The 17678-nt window shown below is 61.1% G+C and carries 15 protein-coding genes and 3 pseudogenes; 6 read left to right on the top strand and 12 right to left on the bottom strand.

The annotated features are described in order from the left end of the window. From BF95_RS29800 to BF95_RS29785, 3 genes and pseudogenes are all read left to right on the top strand, one after another. Positions 1–381: AAA family ATPase (locus BF95_RS29800; protein WP_235209934.1), on the top strand; the 381-nt coding region annotated here is incomplete at its 5' end. Beyond that, a pseudogene (locus tag BF95_RS29795) lies at positions 353–1470 on the top strand (AAA family ATPase). The gene BF95_RS29800 and the pseudogene BF95_RS29795, both read left to right, overlap by 29 nt. Continuing rightward, positions 1427–2401, top strand: a complete 975-nt coding sequence (locus BF95_RS29785) for an AAA family ATPase (RefSeq protein WP_235209931.1) — start codon at positions 1427–1429, stop codon at positions 2399–2401. Before BF95_RS29795 ends, BF95_RS29785 begins: the two are co-directional and overlap by 44 nt. A gap of 66 nt (positions 2402–2467) precedes the next feature. On the opposite strand, the gene radC is transcribed toward BF95_RS29785, so the two are convergent. Then, a complete protein-coding gene (radC, locus tag BF95_RS21875; RefSeq protein WP_004350876.1) occupies positions 2468–2977 on the bottom strand; it encodes a RadC family protein in 510 nt (169 codons plus the stop codon). Between the two features lie 333 nt (positions 2978–3310). Here radC and BF95_RS21870 point away from each other — a divergent pair, with 333 nt between their 5' ends. The 3 genes from BF95_RS21870 to BF95_RS21860 all read left to right on the top strand — a co-directional run bounded on the left by BF95_RS21870 (position 3311) and on the right by BF95_RS21860 (position 5351). Next, positions 3311–3754 carry an Rrf2 family transcriptional regulator gene (locus BF95_RS21870; RefSeq protein WP_004350878.1) on the top strand — a complete coding sequence of 148 codons (444 nt, stop codon included), beginning with the start codon at positions 3311–3313 and terminating at the stop codon, positions 3752–3754. 2 nt (positions 3755–3756) lie between these two features. After that, on the top strand, positions 3757–4680 hold the full coding sequence (locus BF95_RS21865; protein WP_004350881.1) for an NAD(P)/FAD-dependent oxidoreductase: 924 nt from the start codon (positions 3757–3759) through the stop codon (positions 4678–4680). An 83-nt stretch (positions 4681–4763) separates the two neighbouring features. Then, positions 4764–5351: a class I SAM-dependent methyltransferase gene (locus tag BF95_RS21860; RefSeq protein ID WP_235209930.1), complete on the top strand. Its 588-nt coding sequence runs from the start codon at positions 4764–4766 to the stop codon at positions 5349–5351. A gap of 4 nt (positions 5352–5355) precedes the next feature. Here the strand turns inward: BF95_RS21860 and BF95_RS21855 are convergent. The 11 genes and pseudogenes from BF95_RS21855 to infB form a co-directional block, all read right to left on the bottom strand. Then, positions 5356–6359, bottom strand: a pseudogene (locus BF95_RS21855) (IS110 family transposase). A 264-nt stretch (positions 6360–6623) separates the two neighbouring features. Further along, entirely contained in the window at positions 6624–7691 is a 1068-nt protein-coding gene (locus BF95_RS21850; protein ID WP_004350887.1) for a PDDEXK nuclease domain-containing protein, read from the bottom strand. Further along, positions 7688–8890 carry a tyrosine-type recombinase/integrase gene (locus tag BF95_RS21845; protein WP_004350888.1) on the bottom strand — a complete coding sequence of 401 codons (1203 nt, stop codon included), beginning with the start codon at positions 8888–8890 and terminating at the stop codon, positions 7688–7690. The genes BF95_RS21850 and BF95_RS21845 overlap by 4 nt, the downstream gene beginning before the upstream one ends. 241 nt (positions 8891–9131) lie before the next feature. Continuing rightward, on the bottom strand, positions 9132–11480 hold the full coding sequence (pnp, locus tag BF95_RS21840) for a polyribonucleotide nucleotidyltransferase (RefSeq protein WP_043154404.1): 2349 nt from the start codon (positions 11478–11480) through the stop codon (positions 9132–9134). A gap of 342 nt (positions 11481–11822) precedes the next feature. Then, positions 11823–12092 (bottom strand): 30S ribosomal protein S15, encoded by a 270-nt coding sequence (gene rpsO, locus BF95_RS21835; RefSeq protein WP_043154400.1) that lies wholly within the window; start codon positions 12090–12092, stop codon positions 11823–11825. Then, a pseudogene (gene truB, locus BF95_RS25825) lies at positions 12093–13101 on the bottom strand (tRNA pseudouridine(55) synthase TruB). Between the two features lie 31 nt (positions 13102–13132). Further along, on the bottom strand, positions 13133–13711 hold the full coding sequence (locus BF95_RS21820; RefSeq protein ID WP_043154398.1) for a thymidine kinase: 579 nt from the start codon (positions 13709–13711) through the stop codon (positions 13133–13135). Between the two features lie 6 nt (positions 13712–13717). Beyond that, positions 13718–14617 carry an alpha/beta hydrolase family protein gene (locus BF95_RS21815; protein WP_043154411.1) on the bottom strand — a complete coding sequence of 300 codons (900 nt, stop codon included), beginning with the start codon at positions 14615–14617 and terminating at the stop codon, positions 13718–13720. 41 nt (positions 14618–14658) lie between these two features. Further along, complete coding sequence (locus tag BF95_RS21810; protein WP_043154395.1) at positions 14659–14889, bottom strand: AbrB/MazE/SpoVT family DNA-binding domain-containing protein; 231 nt, start codon at positions 14887–14889, stop codon at positions 14659–14661. Then, positions 14886–15287, bottom strand: a complete 402-nt coding sequence (gene rbfA, locus BF95_RS21805) for a 30S ribosome-binding factor RbfA (RefSeq protein ID WP_043154392.1) — start codon at positions 15285–15287, stop codon at positions 14886–14888. Before rbfA ends, BF95_RS21810 begins: the two co-directional genes overlap by 4 nt. A 47-nt stretch (positions 15288–15334) precedes the next feature. Beyond that, positions 15335–17678: translation initiation factor IF-2 (gene infB, locus BF95_RS21800; protein ID WP_043154390.1), on the bottom strand; the 2344-nt coding region annotated here is incomplete at its 5' end.

Genomic DNA, 17678 nt, shown 5'->3' with positions numbered 1-17678 from the left:
AAGCGGAGACGCAGGAGAACTTCTTCGCTTATTTTATTTTTTGTTTTTTTTTGCAAGCAAATGTTTTTGCCAAAGCAAGAACACGGAGGTCCAAAAATGATCGTCTGCATTAACCGCCTCAAGCAGTTCGGCATCTTCAACGACTTTAATGGAACGAAGATCCAGAAGTTCGGCCGGTACAACTTGGTCTATGGCTGGAACGGAACAGGCAAGTCAACCCTGTCGAACCTTTTCTCTTGCTTTGAGCTGCGCTCGATGGTTCCTCGCTTCAGTGCGGGCCAGTTTTCAGTAGCTTTGGAGGATGGCTCAACTATCACGGAAGCTACACTCCATTCATGCCAACTGAATATTCATGTCTTCAATCAAACGCTTTGTGCATGAGAACATTGATTGGGACAAATCTGTAAAAAGCATCCTTCTGATTGCGAAAGAGAAGATTGATGACTTACAGAAGCTGGAGAAGTTAAAGGGAGAGCTTCAGTCGAAAAGGAAGGCTCACGACGAGAAGCAAGGCGAGGTAAAGAAGCAGCGCGAAGCGTTGGACAAGTTTCTGACCAATGCTGCCAAAAAGATGAAGCTAGGGCTTCAGGCGATTGATACAAGCGATAGCTATTACCTCAATTACGATCGCCGAAAGCTGTCCAATTTCATTCAGAGCAACGGTGAAGCCATCATCAAAGCCGATTCAGTTCTTTCAGATGATAAAGTTATCGACCTTACGAATGCCGCGAAACCAGATCAGCTTCCAAGCATCAATTTCGTCTCAACATCCATTGAGCCGGATTACTTCAAGAAGGCATCAGGTCGAATCAGGGATTTGATTGGGACTACGGCGGTCAATCAAGCTATCCAGCGGTTGACTGATAACCCGGACATCCGTGAATGGGTTCAAACAGGCTTGGAAATCCATAAAAACCACGAGTCGCAATCGTGCGAGTTCTGCGGCTCTACTTTTACCCAGCTTCGTGCCGAGGCACTTGCTGCCCACTTCAGCAAAGAGTTCACGGATTTTCAGCGCCGACTTCAGAACGCGGCGACTTGGATTGAGTCTCAAGGCGCTCCAGCCAATCAGTTGCCCGCAGCGACCGAGTTTTATAAAGAATTATCGGCCGAGGCGGATAAGCTCCAAAAGGACTACGCAACCGCTGCTGAGAAGATTGATAAGCAAATGGACGGATGGCGCGAAGCCTGAAGGCCAAGATCACAGACCCTGGAAAGACGGACATTCAAATCTCGGACGTGGTCGAAGATGACGTCAAAAACTTCAATGAGATTCTGAAGTCGATCGTCGCGCTCGTCGGAAAGCACAACAATAAGACTTCTAACTTCAAATCTGAGACCTCAAAAAGCAAAGTGGCACTGGAGCTGCACTTTGCTGCGGCTGAGGTGCAAGAATTTGACTATGCTGGAAGTGAGAAGAAATGCAATGACCTTGAATCAGAAGCAAAAAAACGACCACAAGGAAATTGAGAAAATTAGTCAAGAGGTCGGTGCTATAGAGGCGCTGCTCTCGAATGAAACGGTCGGAGCGAAGGAGTTCAATGACATCTTGCATCGCTTCATTGGCCGCTCTGAACTTTGTCTCAGCTTCAATCAGAAGAAGAAGGGTTATGAGATCATCAGAAACGGGGTGGGTGAGCATGATGGGAACTTGAGCGAAGGTGAGAAGACTGCGATTGCATTTGTGTACTTCATCACGAAGCTCAAAGAGAACGGAAACAACATCAAAGACACGATTGTCGTCGTTGATGATCCAGTCTCAAGCTTTGATTCAAACCACTTGTTCCATGCCTATTCATTCCTGAGAACTCAATGTACTGAAGCCAAACAACTTTTTGTGCTGACCCACAATTTCACCTACTTCAAGCTAGTGAGAGATTGGTTCACTGGAGCGAACAGAAACAGGATCAACAAGGGAAAAACGGAGAACTGCTTCTTCTATCGGCTGGATGCTCCACCTGGCTCACCCCGCCATTCATTGCTTGTTGACGCTGATGACTCTCTGAAAAATTACGGTTCTGAGTATCACTACATATTCAAAAAACTTTATGAGTACAGAGCCCATACGACTCTTAACAGAGATGAAGCATTCTTGACTGCGAACCTTGCTCGCAAGCTCGTTGAGTCGTTCTTTACCTTCAAATATCCAAAGCGGAGAAGCGACATCAGTCAGTTGATGGATGTTGGTCTGAAAGACTGCATCATCACAACACCGGAGCTGAAGGAGAAGATCTATCGTTTTATCAACAAGTATTCGCATAGCGACGTAATCGAGATAACCGAGGAGTCCGCAGAAAACTTGGCAGGCGAAAGTCATAGCGTCATCGGGCACATTTTTCAGTGGTTGGAGGAAGTGGACAAGAAGCACTACGACGAGATGATTCAGGTTGCGACTGCCTGAGCATCAAGCCGGCGAGGGCGAGAGTTGTGCTACCAGGCGCAGCAAAAAGGGGCCGAAGCCCCTTCGTCAGATCAGGCCACGTTCGGCAAACGATGTGGTGTCGGTGCCCGCGACGATGACGTGATCCAGCACGCGCACGTCCACCAGCCCCAGCGCCTCCTTGAGCCGCTGGGTCAGTGCTCGGTCGGCCCCGCTCGGCTCGGGATTGCCGCTCGGGTGGTTGTGCGACACGATGACCGCCGCCGCATTGAGCCGCAGCGCCTCTTTGACCCGCTCGCGCGGATACACCGATGCGCCGTCGATGGTGCCTCGGAACATTTCGGCGTACTCGATCAGCCGATGCTGCGTGTCCATGAACAGCACCGCGAACACCTCATGCTCGAAGCCGGCCAGCTTGGCGCGCAGGTACTCCTTGACCGCCGCCGGCGACGTGAACGACGTACCACGCTGCATCTTGCGCTCGATGGCTTGGCGCGCGGCCTCCAGAATCTGCTCGGCAGTCGCCAGCAGGTAGCGGCCCTGTGCGTCACGCACCATCAGCGAGGAATCGAACGAGGAAAAGGACAGTTGCGACATGATCGTGCTCCGGTTGCTCGGGCGGAATTGCCCGGAACCGTGGCGAGCACGGCGCAGCGCAAGCAGTCAGGGGTCAAGGACGGCCGCCAGGCCGCAAGCGTGCAAGCACGCGCAGCCCTTAATGGCGAGAACGCCGTGATACGGTGAAGGGAACAGCAAGACCGCCCACACCCTCCCAATGCACACACTCGCCTTTGTGCAAGCGGAGCGCGCAGGCCTGTCAGGGCCGAAGGCGTCAGCAACTGTCTTGAATGTCAAGCATGAAGGCTCGACAGGAGCCGATGTCCACGTTCTGTCTTGACATTCGATCTCAAACAGAACATCATTAGTTACATGAAACGCGACAGCCGCCTGTCTTCCGTCCTGCATGCACTGCTGCACATGGCCGAGCAGGATGGCCCCGTCACTTCTGAAACCCTGGCTCAATGCTTGGGTACCAACCCCGTCGTCGTCCGGCGCACCATGGGGTATTTGCGAGAAGCGGGCATCGTCACTTCAGATCGAGGCCACGCGGGTGGATGGCGCATCCATGCCGATCTTGGCGCCGTCACCCTACGCCAGTTGCACGAGGCGCTAGGCGAGCCGGCCATGTTTGCCATAGGCAATCGCAACCAAACACCGGAGTGCCTGGTCGAGCAATCGGTGAATGCCGCGCTCGAAGGCACGTTTGCCGAGGCGGAGGCGCTGCTGCTGAAGCGGTTCTCGGAAATCACCCTTGCCGATCTGGCCGCCGACTTCGCGCGCCGGCATGCGGCAGCACGACGCAAGAGGAGTTGACCATGCACCACGACGTCATCGTCATCGGCGGGAGCTATGCGGGAATGGCCGCCACCCTGCAATTGGTGCGTGCGCGCCGGTCTGTGCTGGTGATCGATGCGGGCGAGCGGCGCAACCGCTTCGCCAGCCATTCGCACGGGTTTCTCGGCCAGGATGGCGTTCCTCCCGGCGAGATCGCGGCGAACGCGCGCCGCCAGCTCGAAGCCTATCCGACGCTCTCCTGGCTTGAGGGCCGGGCCGAAGCCGTTACAGGGCAGGTGGACGAATTCACTGTCACGACGTCCGATGGCCTATCGCACCAAGGCCGCCGCATCCTGGTGGCCACCGGCGTGGCCGACCAGCTACCTGCCGTCGAGGGCCTCGCCGAGCGCTGGGGCAAGGCGGTCTTCCATTGCCCGTACTGCCATGGCTACGAGCTTGGCCAGGGCCGCATTGGCGTCGTCGCCACCGGCCCGATGTCCGTCCACCAGGCTGAACTGCTGACTGATTGGGGCGATGTGACCTTGCTGGTCAACGGCGCTGTGGAACTGAGTCAGGAAGCCAGGTCCACCCTGGAGCGACGGGCCGTGACGATCGAGGAAGCGCCCATTGGCAGGATCGAAGGAACGGCAGACGTGGTGACGGCCGACGGGCGGTTGCTGCGCTTTGCGGGTCTGTTCACCGCGACGCGCACCTCTCCCTCCAGTTCTCTGGCCGAAGCGATAGGCTGCGTACTGGAAGAGACGCCCATGGGAGTTCAGGTGCGCACCGATTCCGAGAACAAGACTTCAGTCACTGGGATATTTGCCTGCGGCGATGTGGCGCGGGCGCCTCATTCGGTGTCGCTGGCCGTGGGCAGCGGCGCCATGGCAGGCGCCCAGGTCCACCGTTCGTTGCTTTGGCCCGAGACCATCGCCCCCGTGCAAACGGAAGGCGGCAGCCGATGACCCCGTTTTCCGACCCGGCGGCCGTATCGAGCTATGCAGAGAGGACCGCGAGGATAGTGCCCGGCCTTCGGGATTTGCACAGGATGGCGGGTGTGCTGCTGGCCGAACGTGCGCCTGCCGACGCACGCATCCTGGTGCTCGGCGCCGGCGGCGGGCTCGAGCTGAAGGCCTTCGCCGAGATGCAGTCCGCCTGGCACTTCGACGGCGTGGACCCTTCTGCCGAGATGCTCGACCTGGCCCGCACGACCCTCGGGCCTATGACGCCTCTCGTGCGCCTGCACGAAGGCTATATCGACAGTGCGCCGATCGGGCCTTTCGATGGCGCGACCTGTCTTCTGACGCTTCACTTTCTGCCGCCGGCCGAACGCCTCGGAACCTTGAAGGAAATCCACTTGCGGCTCAAGCCCGGGTGCCCCCTTGTCGTTGCGCATCACAGCTTTCCCAGCGAGGATCCCGTCAGGGACAGATGGCTCGCGCGCAATGCAGCGTTCGCGGCTGCTTCCGGCGTGCCTATGGCACAGGCCGAAGGCAGCATCGCAGCGATCAAGGAGCGGCTACCCGTACTTTCACCCCAGCAGGATGCCGATCTGCTTCGCGAGGCCGGATTCACTGATATCGAACTGTTCTATTGCGCATTCACCTTCAAGGGCTGGGTCGCCCGCAGACCATGAGGGATCAGGCCAACAGGCCGCATGGTGGCACGATGTCAGCCTCCGCATCGTTCTGGGCAGTTGCCGCCTTTTCTTTCCATGGCCTGCCGGTTCTTACCATGGCATTCAGAATGATCAGTAGCTTGCGCATGCAAGCCACGATGGCGACCTTTTTGGGCTTGCCTGCTGCTACCAGCCGCTCATAGCAGGTTCGGATCACAGGGTTGTGCCGCATAGCCACGATTGCCGCCATGTAGAGAGCGCTGCGCACTGTTGCCCGATCACCGCAAATCATGCGCTTGCCGCGCGACTGGCCCGAGTCCCGGTTCATTGGCGCTACGCCCACCAGGGAGGATATCTGCTTGGCCTTGAGCTGCCCCAATTCTGGAAGCTCGGAAATCAGCGCAGCCGTAGTCGCCGGCCCAACGCCCTTGACGCTCTGCAAGAGCTTCGTCAGACTGGCTTGATGCTTGGAAAGGTGTGCTGCGATCCTCACGTCGATGTCCTGAACCTGGCGCTTCAGGATGTTCATCAGCTCGATGATCCCAGGCTGCACATCCGCGTGAGAGGCGTACTTGCGCTGACGTTCACTGACTTGCAAGCGCACAAGCTGCCTCCGGCGAGTCACCAGCGCATGCAGGCACTGCTGCGTCTCATCTGCCATCGGTTTGGTGAAACGATCCCGGTCTGGGCGTTTGTAGATCACTTCGGCCAACTCTGCCAGCATCAGCGCGTCGACGCGATCCGTCTTTGCCAGTCTGCCCATCGCCTTCGCGAAATCTCGCGCCTGCCTGGGATTGACTACCGCCACCCGGAATCCTGCGGCTTGCAGAACACAGGCGCAGGCAAATTGGTAGCGGCCAGTGGCCTCCATGACAATGAGCGAAATAGGTTGTCTCCTCAGTGCTGCCACCAGGCTTGGTGGCCCCGTTCGTCGTTGCTGAAAGCTGCGGCTACGCCATCCCTCCCGATGACCACATCGAGTGTGTTCTTCGAGACGTCGATACCGACGACTGTTCCATTGGCCATGATCTCTATGTCCCATCCTTGCAAATGCGAATGTGGTTCCTGCAACTGTTCGGGCTTGCGGAGACCAGTCGCAGACATGCGCTCAGGACTGACGCACGGGCTTGGAAGCACCGAGGGATAACGAGCTACATGCTGCGGCCAATCACCGGTGCCAAATGGCACCGGGCGTGAACGGCATTCCGATCACGTGGAATGGAAGATACAAGGGGTCAAAGCCGGATGGCCGCGATTCGGCACGAAGCGCGGAACGCACGAATGCTGCTATCAGGATTTTTCGCCAGGCTGCCGCTGCTCGATCTGCAACCGCGCCCGCTCGGTCGCCTGCTGCAACTTTTCCCCAAGCACCGCACGCGGCGGCAAGCTGGTCAGGTACTCGGCAACGTGGATGCCCGACTTGTCCAGCTCCAGCAATTCGATCTGCTCGCGCTTCTTGCCGGTGCAAAGAATGATCCCCAGCGGCGGGGCTTCCTCTGGCTCCCTCTCGTGCTTGTCCAGCCAGCGTAAGTAAAGCTCCATCTGCCCTTTGTACGCCGCCTTGAACTCGCCGATCTTCAATTCGACGGCCACCAGCCGACGCAGTTTGCGGTTGTAGAAGAGCAGGTCTAGGTGGAAATCCTCGTCGTCAATCGGGATGCGCTTCTGCCGGGCGACGAAGGAAAAACCCGCACCCAGCTCCAGCAGGAAGGATTCCATTTCGCGGATGACGGCCGCCTCAAGGTCGCTTTCCTGCCAGCTATCCCGCAGGCCCAGGAAATCGAGGATGTACGGGTCGCGCATGACCAGCGCCGGCGTCATGCGCTGCGCATCGCGTAGGATCGCCAGCTCCTGCGCGATGGTTTCCTCCGGCTTTTGGGACAGCGCCGTGCGCTCGTACAGCATCGAGTCGATGCGCCCGCGCAGCGTCCGCACGCTCCAGCGTTCGGCACTCGCCATCTGCGCGTAGTAGTCCCGCTGGAGCGGGTCTTTCAGCGGCAGCAGCGCCAGGAAATGCGACCAGCTCAATTGTCGTGACAGCGTCACGACAATTGGTTCGTCCGGGTAGGTGGCGGCGAATTGCACCATCCGGCGCAGGTTCTTGTCCGCGAAGCTGCGCCCATAGTCGCGGACAAGCTGCTCGGCCAGGGTCGACAGGATTTCCTCGCCGTACCCGGCCCGCTGCCCGGCCAGCACCGCCGTATGGATGCGCTGGCCGATGCGCCAGAACAGCAAGGTCAGTTCAGCATTGACCGCCGAGGCGGCGCGCTGGCGCGACGCCTCGATCAGTGCCCGAATATCGCCCAGCAGCGCCTTTGGCGCTGCGGGTGACGCGATGGATGCCTTGCGCCTGGTCATGCAGTTGCCTCCGCAGGGAGCCGCTTGGCGCCGGTGATCGTCTTGCGCCGGTTCGCCACCAGTTCGGCCGCCTTGCGCACCGGATCATCCTCGGTGTGGACGTAGCGCATGAACATCGCCACGGTCTTGTGCGCGGTCAGCGCCATGCCGACCTTGACCGGGATGCCCGAGTTGGCAATGTCAGTGGCAGAGCGGTGGCGGATGCCGTGCGTACCTACATGCGCCGCGCCCGCTGCCTTGAGCGCACGGCTCCAGCCGTTGTAATACTCGCCCGTGGTCAAGTGCTGGCCGGGACGGTTCGGGGATGGCAGCACATACGGGCAATCGTCCCGGCGCGGTGCTGTCGAAAGCAGCCGATAGGCTTCTTCGCTCATGGGCTTGGACATGCCGCCGGTCTTGCTGTCGGGCCAGACGACGCGCCGGTTCTCGAAGTCCACCCAATCCCATTGGAGCGTGACGATTTCACCACGACGACCGGCGAACTCGAATTGCAGCCGGATCGCCAGCGGGATGACGTAGCTTTCCATCCCCTCGGCCTCCAGATGCTCAAGATGGCGGAACAGTTTGCCCATGTCCTCGTCGCTGATGAGGTGGGTGGCCTTGCCGTTGGGGAACATCGGGACATGCCGGCACGGATTGGTGCCGTCGGGCCGGTAGCCCCACACCTCGGCCAGATTGAACATGCGGCGCATGACGCTGAACGTGCGGTTCGCGTCGGCCGGCTTGTGCGTCATCTTCTTCATCATCCCGGCCACGTCCGGGCGCTTCACGTCCTGAACCTTCATCCGCCCGATCATCGGGACGATGTTGCGGTCGATGACGCTCTGATAGCCTTCCTGGGTGCTGGGCTTGTTGCGCAGCTTGGAGTAGTCCTCCATGAACTTCGTGCAAAGTTCCTTGACCGTGGGCGCTTTGCGCGCCTGCGCTTTGTCTGCGGCTGGGTCGCCGCCCCGGCGGACCTGGGCCAGCCATTCCTGAGCCAGCGAGCGGGCCTGTTCGACGGTCAGTTCCCCGTACTGACCCAAGGCTGGCTTGCGGCGCTCGCCGGCGTTCGTCCGGTACTGGAGCATGAACACCTTGCGGCCCGATGGGGTAACCTTGCACAAGAAGCCGGGCACCAGGGTATCCCTGAGTTCGACAGCCTGCGCTTGGGGTTGTGCCGCATCGACTGCGGACTTGGTGAGCTTGATCTTTGCCATGATGACTCCTCGGAAAGACCCGATTCCCAAGAGCCTCATAGGGGCCACCAGCAGGGAAGTTGGGTCAGGTTTCGGAAAGCACCGGCATATGTTGGACTCGCCTAAGTTATTGATAAACCTGCTGTATCGGGCTTTGGCGTAGTCCGGCGAAGTTCGGTGCTGGAGTCATGGTGAAATAAAAAAAGGGCGCCCGGTTGAACCGGGCACCCTCTTTCTATTGGTTGCTCTGACGAGCGGACGATCAGTCCTGGGTCAGGAAGTCGGGCAGGCCGGCGTTCGAGCCATCATCCTTGCTGTCGTCCTTGGCAGCGTCGTCGCGCGGGCCACGGTCGCGGCGCGGGCCACGGTCGCCACGGCCTTCGCCACGCTCGCCACCACGGCCACCGCCGCCGTCACGACGTGGGCCACGGCCACGATCACCACGGCCTTCGCCACGGTCGCCGCCAGCGCGCGGTTCGCGGGCTTCACGGGCAGGACGGGTGTCCTCCAGTTCTTCGCCGGTTTCCTGATCAACGACGCGCATCGACAGGCGAACCTTGCCGCGCGGATCGATTTCGAGAACCTTGACCTTCACTTCCTGGCCTTCCGACACGACGTCGGTGGGCTTTTCGACACGCTCATTCTTCATTTCGGAGACATGGACGAGACCGTCCTTGCCGCCCATGAAGTTCACGAAGGCACCGAAATCGACGATGTTGACGACCTTGCCATCATAGACCTTGCCGACTTCCGCTTCCTGCGTGATGCCGAGGATCCACTTGCGGGCGGCCTCGATCTGCGCCGGATCGGACGAGCTGATCTTGATCAGACCTTCGTCGTCAATGTCGACCTTCGCGCCCGTTTCCGCGACGATCTCACGGATCACCTTGCCGCCGGTGCCGATAACTTCGCGGATCTTCGCCTTGTCGATCTGCAGCGTTTCGATGCGGGGAGCATGGGCCGACAATTCGCTGCGCGTGCTGTCGAGCGCCTTGGCCATTTCGCCCAGAATATGGGTGCGGCCTTCCTTCGCCTGGGTCAGCGCGGCTTCGAAGATTTCGCGGGTGATGCCCGCAATCTTGATGTCCATCTGCATCGTGGTGATGCCTTCGGACGTGCCGGCAACCTTGAAGTCCATGTCGCCCAGATGATCTTCGTCACCCAGGATGTCGGACAGGACCGCAAAGTCCTTGCCTTCCAGGATCAGGCCCATGGCGATGCCGGAGACCGGACGCTTCAGGGGAACGCCCGCATCCATCATCGAGAGCGAACCGCCGCAGACGGTCGCCATCGAGGAGGAACCGTTCGATTCGGTAATGTCCGACAGAACGCGGATCGTGTAGGGGAACTCGTCCTTGCTGGGCAGCACGGGGTGCAGCGCACGCCATGCGAGCTTGCCATGGCCGACTTCCCGACGACCCGGCGCGCCGAAACGACCGACTTCACCGACCGAATAGGGCGGGAAGTTATAGTGCAGCATGAAGTTTTCATAATGCAGGCCGGTGAGGCCGTCGATCATCTGCTCAGCGTCCTTGGTGCCGAGCGTGGTGGTGCAGATCGACTGGGTTTCGCCGCGCGTGAACAGCGCCGAACCATGGGTGCGGGGCAGGAAGCCGACCATCGCTTCGATCGGGCGGATCTGCGTGGTGGTGCGGCCGTCGATGCGCTTGCCGTCCTTGAGGATGGCGCCGCGCACGATTTCCGCTTCCAGCTTCTTGGTCAGCTTGATGCCGGCCATGACGGTCTGGGCGTCGAGGCCGTCGGCGGCCAATTGCGCCTTCGCCTTGGCGCGGGCTTCGTTCAGCGCGTTGGAGCGGGCCGACTTGTCGGTCAGCTTGTAGGCGGCGGCAATATCCTTGCCGATCAGCTTCTTGAGCTTCGCCTTCAGGTCGCCCAGGTCATCGCTCTTGGCCATGTCCCAGGGATCCTTGGCGGCTTTTTCGGCCAGGCTGATGATCGCATCGACGATCTTCTTGCTGGCGTCATGCGCGAACAGGACGGCACCCAGCATGATTTGTTCCGACAGCTCCTTGGCTTCGGATTCGACCATCATCACCGCGTCGTAGGTGGCGGCGACGACCAGGTCGAGTTCGCCGGTCTTCACTTCGTCCAGCGACGGGTTGAGCTGATATTCGCCATCCTTGTAACCGACGCGCGCAGCGCCGATCGGTCCCATGAAGGGGACGCCCGACAGGGTCAGGGCAGCCGACGCGGCGATCATCGCCACCATGTCCGGCTCGCTTTCGCCATCGAACGACAGCACCTGGGCGATGACGTTGATTTCGTTGTAGAAACCTTCGGGGAACAGCGGGCGGAGCGGACGGTCGATCAGGCGCGAAACCAACGTTTCCTTCTCGGTCGCACCGCGCTCACGCTTGAAGAAGCCACCGGGGATGCGGCCGGCGGCGGAATATTTTTCCTGATAGTGAACGGTCAGCGGGAAAAAGTCCTGGCCTTCCTTCACGCTCTTGGCGGCGGTCACGGCGCAGAGCACCACGGTTTCGCCATAGGTCGCCAGCACGGCGGCGTCAGCCTGGCGTGCGATGCGGCCGGTTTCGAGGGTCAGCGTCTTGCCGGCCAGCTCGATCGATACTTTCTTGACGTCAAACATAGATTTTTTCCTTCGCCCGCATCGGCCCTATTGCCGGGCGGGGCCTTTGGTGGAGCCGGTCAAGGCTCCATGATTGGAGAGTTTCACGCTCTCCTCCGTCGCGGGTGCGACGGGGCGGGGAAGTGTCCCCTTTATCATGCCGCCGTGCCGGATTGCCCGGCGCCATGTCATCTTTCACATCGTCATCCCGGACTTGATCCGGGATCCATTTTCGCTCCGGTGGAATTGCACACCATCGTAGCGTCGAATGGATCCTGACTTTCGTCAGGATGACGGGCTATTTCCAGATAGCCCGGAATCAGAAACGGCCCCGCATGGGGGCCGTCCCGTTGAAGGTCTGCGTTACTTACGCAGGCCCAGCTTGGCGATCAGGTCGGTGTAGCGAGCCTGATCCTTCTTCTTGAGATAGTCCAGCAGCGAACGACGCTTATTGACCATCATCAGCAGACCACGACGGCTGTGATTATCCTTGTGGTGACCCTTGAAATGCTCGGTCAGGTTGGTGATCCGCTCGGTCAGGATCGAAACCTGAACCTCTGGCGAACCCGTGTCACCCTCAGCGCGGGCATGTTCCTTGATCAGCGCTTCCTTGCGCTCGGCAGTAATCGTCATCTAATCGTCTTCCCTCGACATCAGGTTGAAACCGCGCACCACGATGATCTGCTGATCATCCGACCGGACCAGCGCGACGGGGATGTCCCCTTGCGTCGCCAGATACAGGCCGGTGGTTGCGGCGATCCCGGTCAATACCTTCCCCTGGCGGAGCATAAGGCTTGATCGGGAGAGACGGGGAGAGCCGGGATGTCGTCCAGCCCCGCCGTCAGCGGCAGCATAAGCCCACCGATGCCGCGCTCGTTAGCAGCATGACGCAATTTGTCCAGCGAAATCGCGGATTCGAGGGTGAAGGGGCCGGCCTTGATGCGGCGTAGCATGGTGACATGGCCGACCGTGCCGAGCGCCAGCGCGATGTCGCGCGCGAGGGAGCGGATATAGGTGCCCTTGGAGACATGGGCGGTTAGGGTGATGCTCTCCAATTCCTCCCCGGCACGGGGAGGGAGACCAGCCGCAGGCTGGTGGAGGGGGGTGGTATCTTGACGCGAGAAAGCGGCCAGTGGCCCGCCCCCTCCGTCGGCCTGCGGCCGCCACCTCCCCGTGCGGGGAGGATCGAATAGATCGTCACCGACCGCATTTTCATCGCGACCTCCTCCCCCTTGCGGGCGAGATCATAGGCGCGTTGGCCGTCGATCAGGATGGCGCTATAGGCGGGCGGTGCCTGGTCGATCGGGCCGGTGAAGCGGGGCAGCGCCGCTTCGACTTGCGCCAACGTCGGCCGGACGGTGCTGGTCGCGATCACCGCGCCTTCCAGGTCGAGGGTGTCCGTCTGCGCGCCGAACGCGATCGTGAAATCGTAGATCTTGTCGCTGTCGAGCATCCGTCCGGCGAGCTTGGTCGCTTCGCCGATCGCGATCGGCAGCACGCCGGTCGCCAGCGGATCGAGCGTGCCGCCATGGCCGACCTTGCATTTGCCAGCGCCACTGTCGCGCAGGGCGCGCTTGACGGCGCTGACCGCCTGCGTCGAGCCGAGGCCATGAGGTTTGTCGAGAATGATCCAGCCGTGCATTGTGCGCCCCTATAGGGCAGCGTGGCCGCTGTCAGCCCCGCATCTGCGCCATGAAGTGACGGCGGCATAGCGCGACATAGCGGTCATTGCCGCCGATCTGCGTCTGTTCGCCCAGCCGGATCGTCCGCCCCTCCCCATCCACGCGCAGGTTCATCGTCGCCTTGCGCCCGCAATCGCACACCGTCTTGATCTCGCCCAGGCTGTCGGCCAGCCCCAGCAACTGCGCGCTGCCTTCGAACAATTCGCCCTGAAAATCGGTGCGCAGGCCATAGCAGAGCACCGGCACGCCCAGTTCGTCGCACACGCGCCCGAGCGCCCAGACCTGCGCGCGCGTCAGAAACTGCGCTTCGTCCACCAGCACGCAGGACAGACGCGTGTCGTGATGGTGCGCGGCGATGGCGGCGAATAGATCGGTGTCCGCGTCGAACAGATGCGCCTGCGCCTCCAGCCCGATCCGCGACACGATCCTGCCCCGGCCATAGCGATCGTCCACGGCGGCGGTCCACAGCATCGTTTCCATGCCGCGTTCGCGATAGTTGAAGTCCGATTGCAGCAGCGTCGTCGATTTGCCTGCATTCATCGAGCTATAGTAGAAATAGAGCTTCGCCATAGTTGATTACCGGATGGTCGGGGCGACGCGCGACAGGAAGCGCACCAGCGCATCAGCGAGCGCGATCCGGCTGTCGGAAAAACTATGGTCGGTCGGCCAGACCGTCAGCCGTGCCTGCGGGTTGGCCCCCTGCGCGTCGGCCGCGGCCTTGCGCGCCTGATCACCAATGCCCTTTTCCGCGCCGATGATGCTGAGCGGGCGGCGGCCATAGGCGGCCATGCGGCGGCCAAGGTCGAACTTGTCGCCGCGATCGCGGATTTCGCCGGTCAGCCCGTCATAGGTCGCGCCCTGAAGCGGTGGCAGATCGCTCTCGACCTCCGCCTGCCACGCCGCCGCCCCTTCCGGTGTGGCGAGCGAGGCGACCGTTTGGGCGGGATCCCATGGGTCAATCAGGAAGAGGCCAGCGACGCGCGGTTCGGCCGCGGCGACATCGGCGGCCATGAAGCCGCCCATGCTGTGCCCAGCGACTACAATCGCGCTGGTATCGATGCGATATTTCGCGACGGTGGCGGGCTGTTGCAGAAATTGGAGCGCGGCGAAGGCATCGTCCGACGCGCCGGCAAAAGAGAAATTGCCCGGACTACCCCATGATCCGCGATAATGGAGCGTCAGCACATGCCACCCGGCACGGCGAACCGCCTGGGCGAGGTCCAGATTTTGCTCGTTGCCGGGGAAGCCGTGCAGGAGCAGCAAGGTGGGGTGCAGCCCTCCACCCGCAGCGGTGTAGAGAACCGCGTTCATCGCGCCGTCGCCTGAGGGGATGACAAAGGCGCTCATGCCTGCGGGATGCGTCGCGTCGGGCGACGGATCGCTGGTGACGGCGGGGTGGATGGCGGGTTCGCGCGCTTGGACCGGTAAAGTTGCGATCAAGCTCGTTGCCACGCCGCATAGCCAGAATTTGCGCATGATCATCCCCCAATTTTCACTGAACTTGCCCAAGAACGCTCTCACTCGACTGGAGCCGTGTCCAATGAACCAGAATGCGAAATCTTTGGAGGGTCAGCATGTCGGGGGAATGTAAGGAGAAGCCCGTCGCCGCGAACAACAAATTCCACCGGATCACCGGGCTTGAGACCAAGTTGATCGCGCAATGCCTGCGGCACCGTAACGCGATTGTCGCGATTGAGCTTCACCTTCATGCCGCGACTATGCCGCAAGACGATGATCGCGGCAATCAATCCTCGTCCGCGTCGTCCTTGACCAGATCCTGCGCGACCTTGGGATCGCGTAGCAGCTTGTCGATATGGCTGCCTTCGTCGAAGCTGTCGTCGGCGAGGAATTTGATCTTGGCGGCATATTTGAGGCGCATGCGCGATGCGACCTCGCGCTGGAAATAGGCGGTGTTGGTGCGCAGCGCTTTGAGCACCGCTTCCTCTTCCCGGCCGAGCAGCGGCTTGATGAAGACGGTGGCGTGACGCAGGTCGGGCGACATGCGGACTTCGGTGACGCTCACGACATGCTGTTCCAGCACGTCGTCATGCACGTCGCCGCGTTGCAGGATTTCGGACAGGATGTGGCGCACCTGTTCGCCCACACGCAGCATGCGGACGTTCGCGCCTTCATTTTGATTAGACATATATCATCCTCATGGCCCCGGCCGAAGCCGGAGCCATGTCTTTCCTATCACAGCGTACGGATACGTTCCTCGACCTCGAACAGTTCGAGCGTGTCGCCGGCCTTGATGTCGTTGGTGTCCTGCAACACCGCACCACATTCCATGCCCGCGCGGACCTCGGACACATCGTCCTTGAAGCGCCGCAGCGAGTGGATGACCGTTTTCGACACGATGACATCGTCGCGGGTGAGGCGCGCATTGAGCCCCTTGCGGATGATGCCTTCCATGACGAGCAGGCCTGCCGCCTTGTCCTTCTTGCCGGCCGGGAAGACCTGCAGGACTTCGGCGCGACCGACGATCGTTTCGATGCGTTCGGGCGCAAGCTGGCCCGCCATTTCGTTACGCACTTCTTCGAGCAGGTCGTAGATCACGTCATAATAGCGCAGCGAGATTTTCTCGCGGATCGCCAGCGGACGCGCCTTGGCATTGGGACGGACGTTGAAGCCGATCAGCGGCGCCCGGCTGGCCGACGCCAGGGTGACGTCGCTTTCGGTGATCGCGCCGACGCCCGAACTCAGGATACGCACCTTGATCTCGTCCGTCGAAATGCGGTTCAACGCGCTGACGATCGCTTCGACCGACCCCTGCACATCGCCCCGGATGACCACCGGATATTCGATGACCTTGGTGCTGAGCGCCGAGAACATATTTTCGAAATTGGTCGGCACGGAGGCCGTCCGCTTGCGGGTGATCTGTTCCTGGCGATAGGCGGCGACCTCACGGGCGCGCGCCTCATTCTCCACGACCGTCATCTGGTCGCCCGCCATCGGCACGCCCGACAGGCCCAATATCTCGACCGGGGTCGATGGTCCGGCCGATTTGACCTGCTGGCCCTTGTCGTTGATCAGCGCGCGCACCTTGCCGCTTTCCGCGCCGATGACGAAGGTGTCACCGACCTTGAGCGTACCCTTGCGCACCAGCACGGTCGCGACCGCACCACGGCCCCGGTCGAGCTGCGCCTCGATCACATTGCCTTCGGCCGCGCGATCGGGGTTGGCGGTCAGTTCCATCAGTTCGGCCTGGAGCAGGATCTTTTCGATCAGTTCGTCAAGGCCGGTCTTCTTGAGCGCCGAAACCTCTACGTCCTGAACGTCGCCGCCCATATCCTCGACCACGATCTCCTCGCTCAGCAGGCGCTCGCGCACCTTTTGCGGGTTCGCGTCGGGCTTATCGACCTTGTTGATCGCCACGATCATCGGCACGCCGGCCGCCTTGGTATGGTTGATCGCTTCGATCGTCTGCGGCATCAGCCCGTCGTCGGCCGCCACCACCAGAATGACGATATCGGTGACGTTCGCACCACGGGCGCGCATTTCCGAGAAGGCTTCATGGCCCGGCGTGTCGAGGAAGGTGATGACATCGCCCTTCTTCGTCGTCACCTGATAGGCACCGATATGCTGGGTGATACCGCCGCTTTCTCCCGACACGACACTGGTGCCGCGCAGAGCGTCGAGCAGCGACGTCTTGCCATGATCGACATGGCCCATGATCGTGACCACGGGCGCACGGGTCTTGAGCGCTTCGACCGCATCGGCCTCACCCTCGATCCCGATTTCGATGTCGGCATCCGACACGCGCTGGATGCGATGGCCGAATTCTTCGACCAGCAATTCGGCGGTATCCTGATCGATCGACTGGTTGAGCGTGACCGCCTGACCCATCTTGAACAGCGACTTGACCAGGTCCGCGCCCTTTTCGGCCATACGGTTGGCCAGTTCCTGCACGGTGATGACTTCGGGCACGATCACGTCGCGCGACTGCTTCTCACGCGTCTTTGACCCACCGGCATAATGGGCGCGGCGTTCCTTTTCACGGGCACGCTTGAGCGCCGCAAGACTGCGGGCGCGCGCGCTGTCGTCATCGGCCAGCGCCTTGGTGACGGTGAGCTTGCCAGCCTGGCGACGATTATCCTCGCCCTTCTTCGCGCGTTCCGGCTTGGTCGGCTCGGGACGCTTGACCGGGGTGACCGGGGTAAAGCGGCGCGGCGGCGGCGCGGCGGCCGCGGTGGGCGCAGCAGAGGCACCAGCGTCGGCTTCGGCAGATGCGGCGACCGGTTCGGCCACAGCTTCCTGCGGCGCGGCAGGCGCTTCCTCAACCACGGGCGCGGGCGCGGGCGCTTCCTCGACCGCTGGCGCGGACGCGGCGGTTTCGGCGGCCTGGCGATTATCTTCAGCGCGACGCTTTTCCGCTTCGATCGCGGCCAGACGCGCGGCGTCCTCACGGCGACGCGCATCTTCCTGCGCGTTCATGCGGGCTTCTTCGGCCTCACGCAGCAGCTTGGCCTGCAATTCCTGACGCGACATCAGGCTCTGCGGCGGCGTGGTACGCACCGGCTGTTGCTGGCGCGGCGGG

Source organism: Sphingobium sp. Ant17 (assembly GCF_000588875.1).
Classification (GTDB): domain Bacteria; phylum Pseudomonadota; class Alphaproteobacteria; order Sphingomonadales; family Sphingomonadaceae; genus Sphingobium.
The sequence above is the reverse complement of the archived record's forward strand: the minus strand, read 5'-3'. Positions and strand labels throughout refer to the sequence as shown.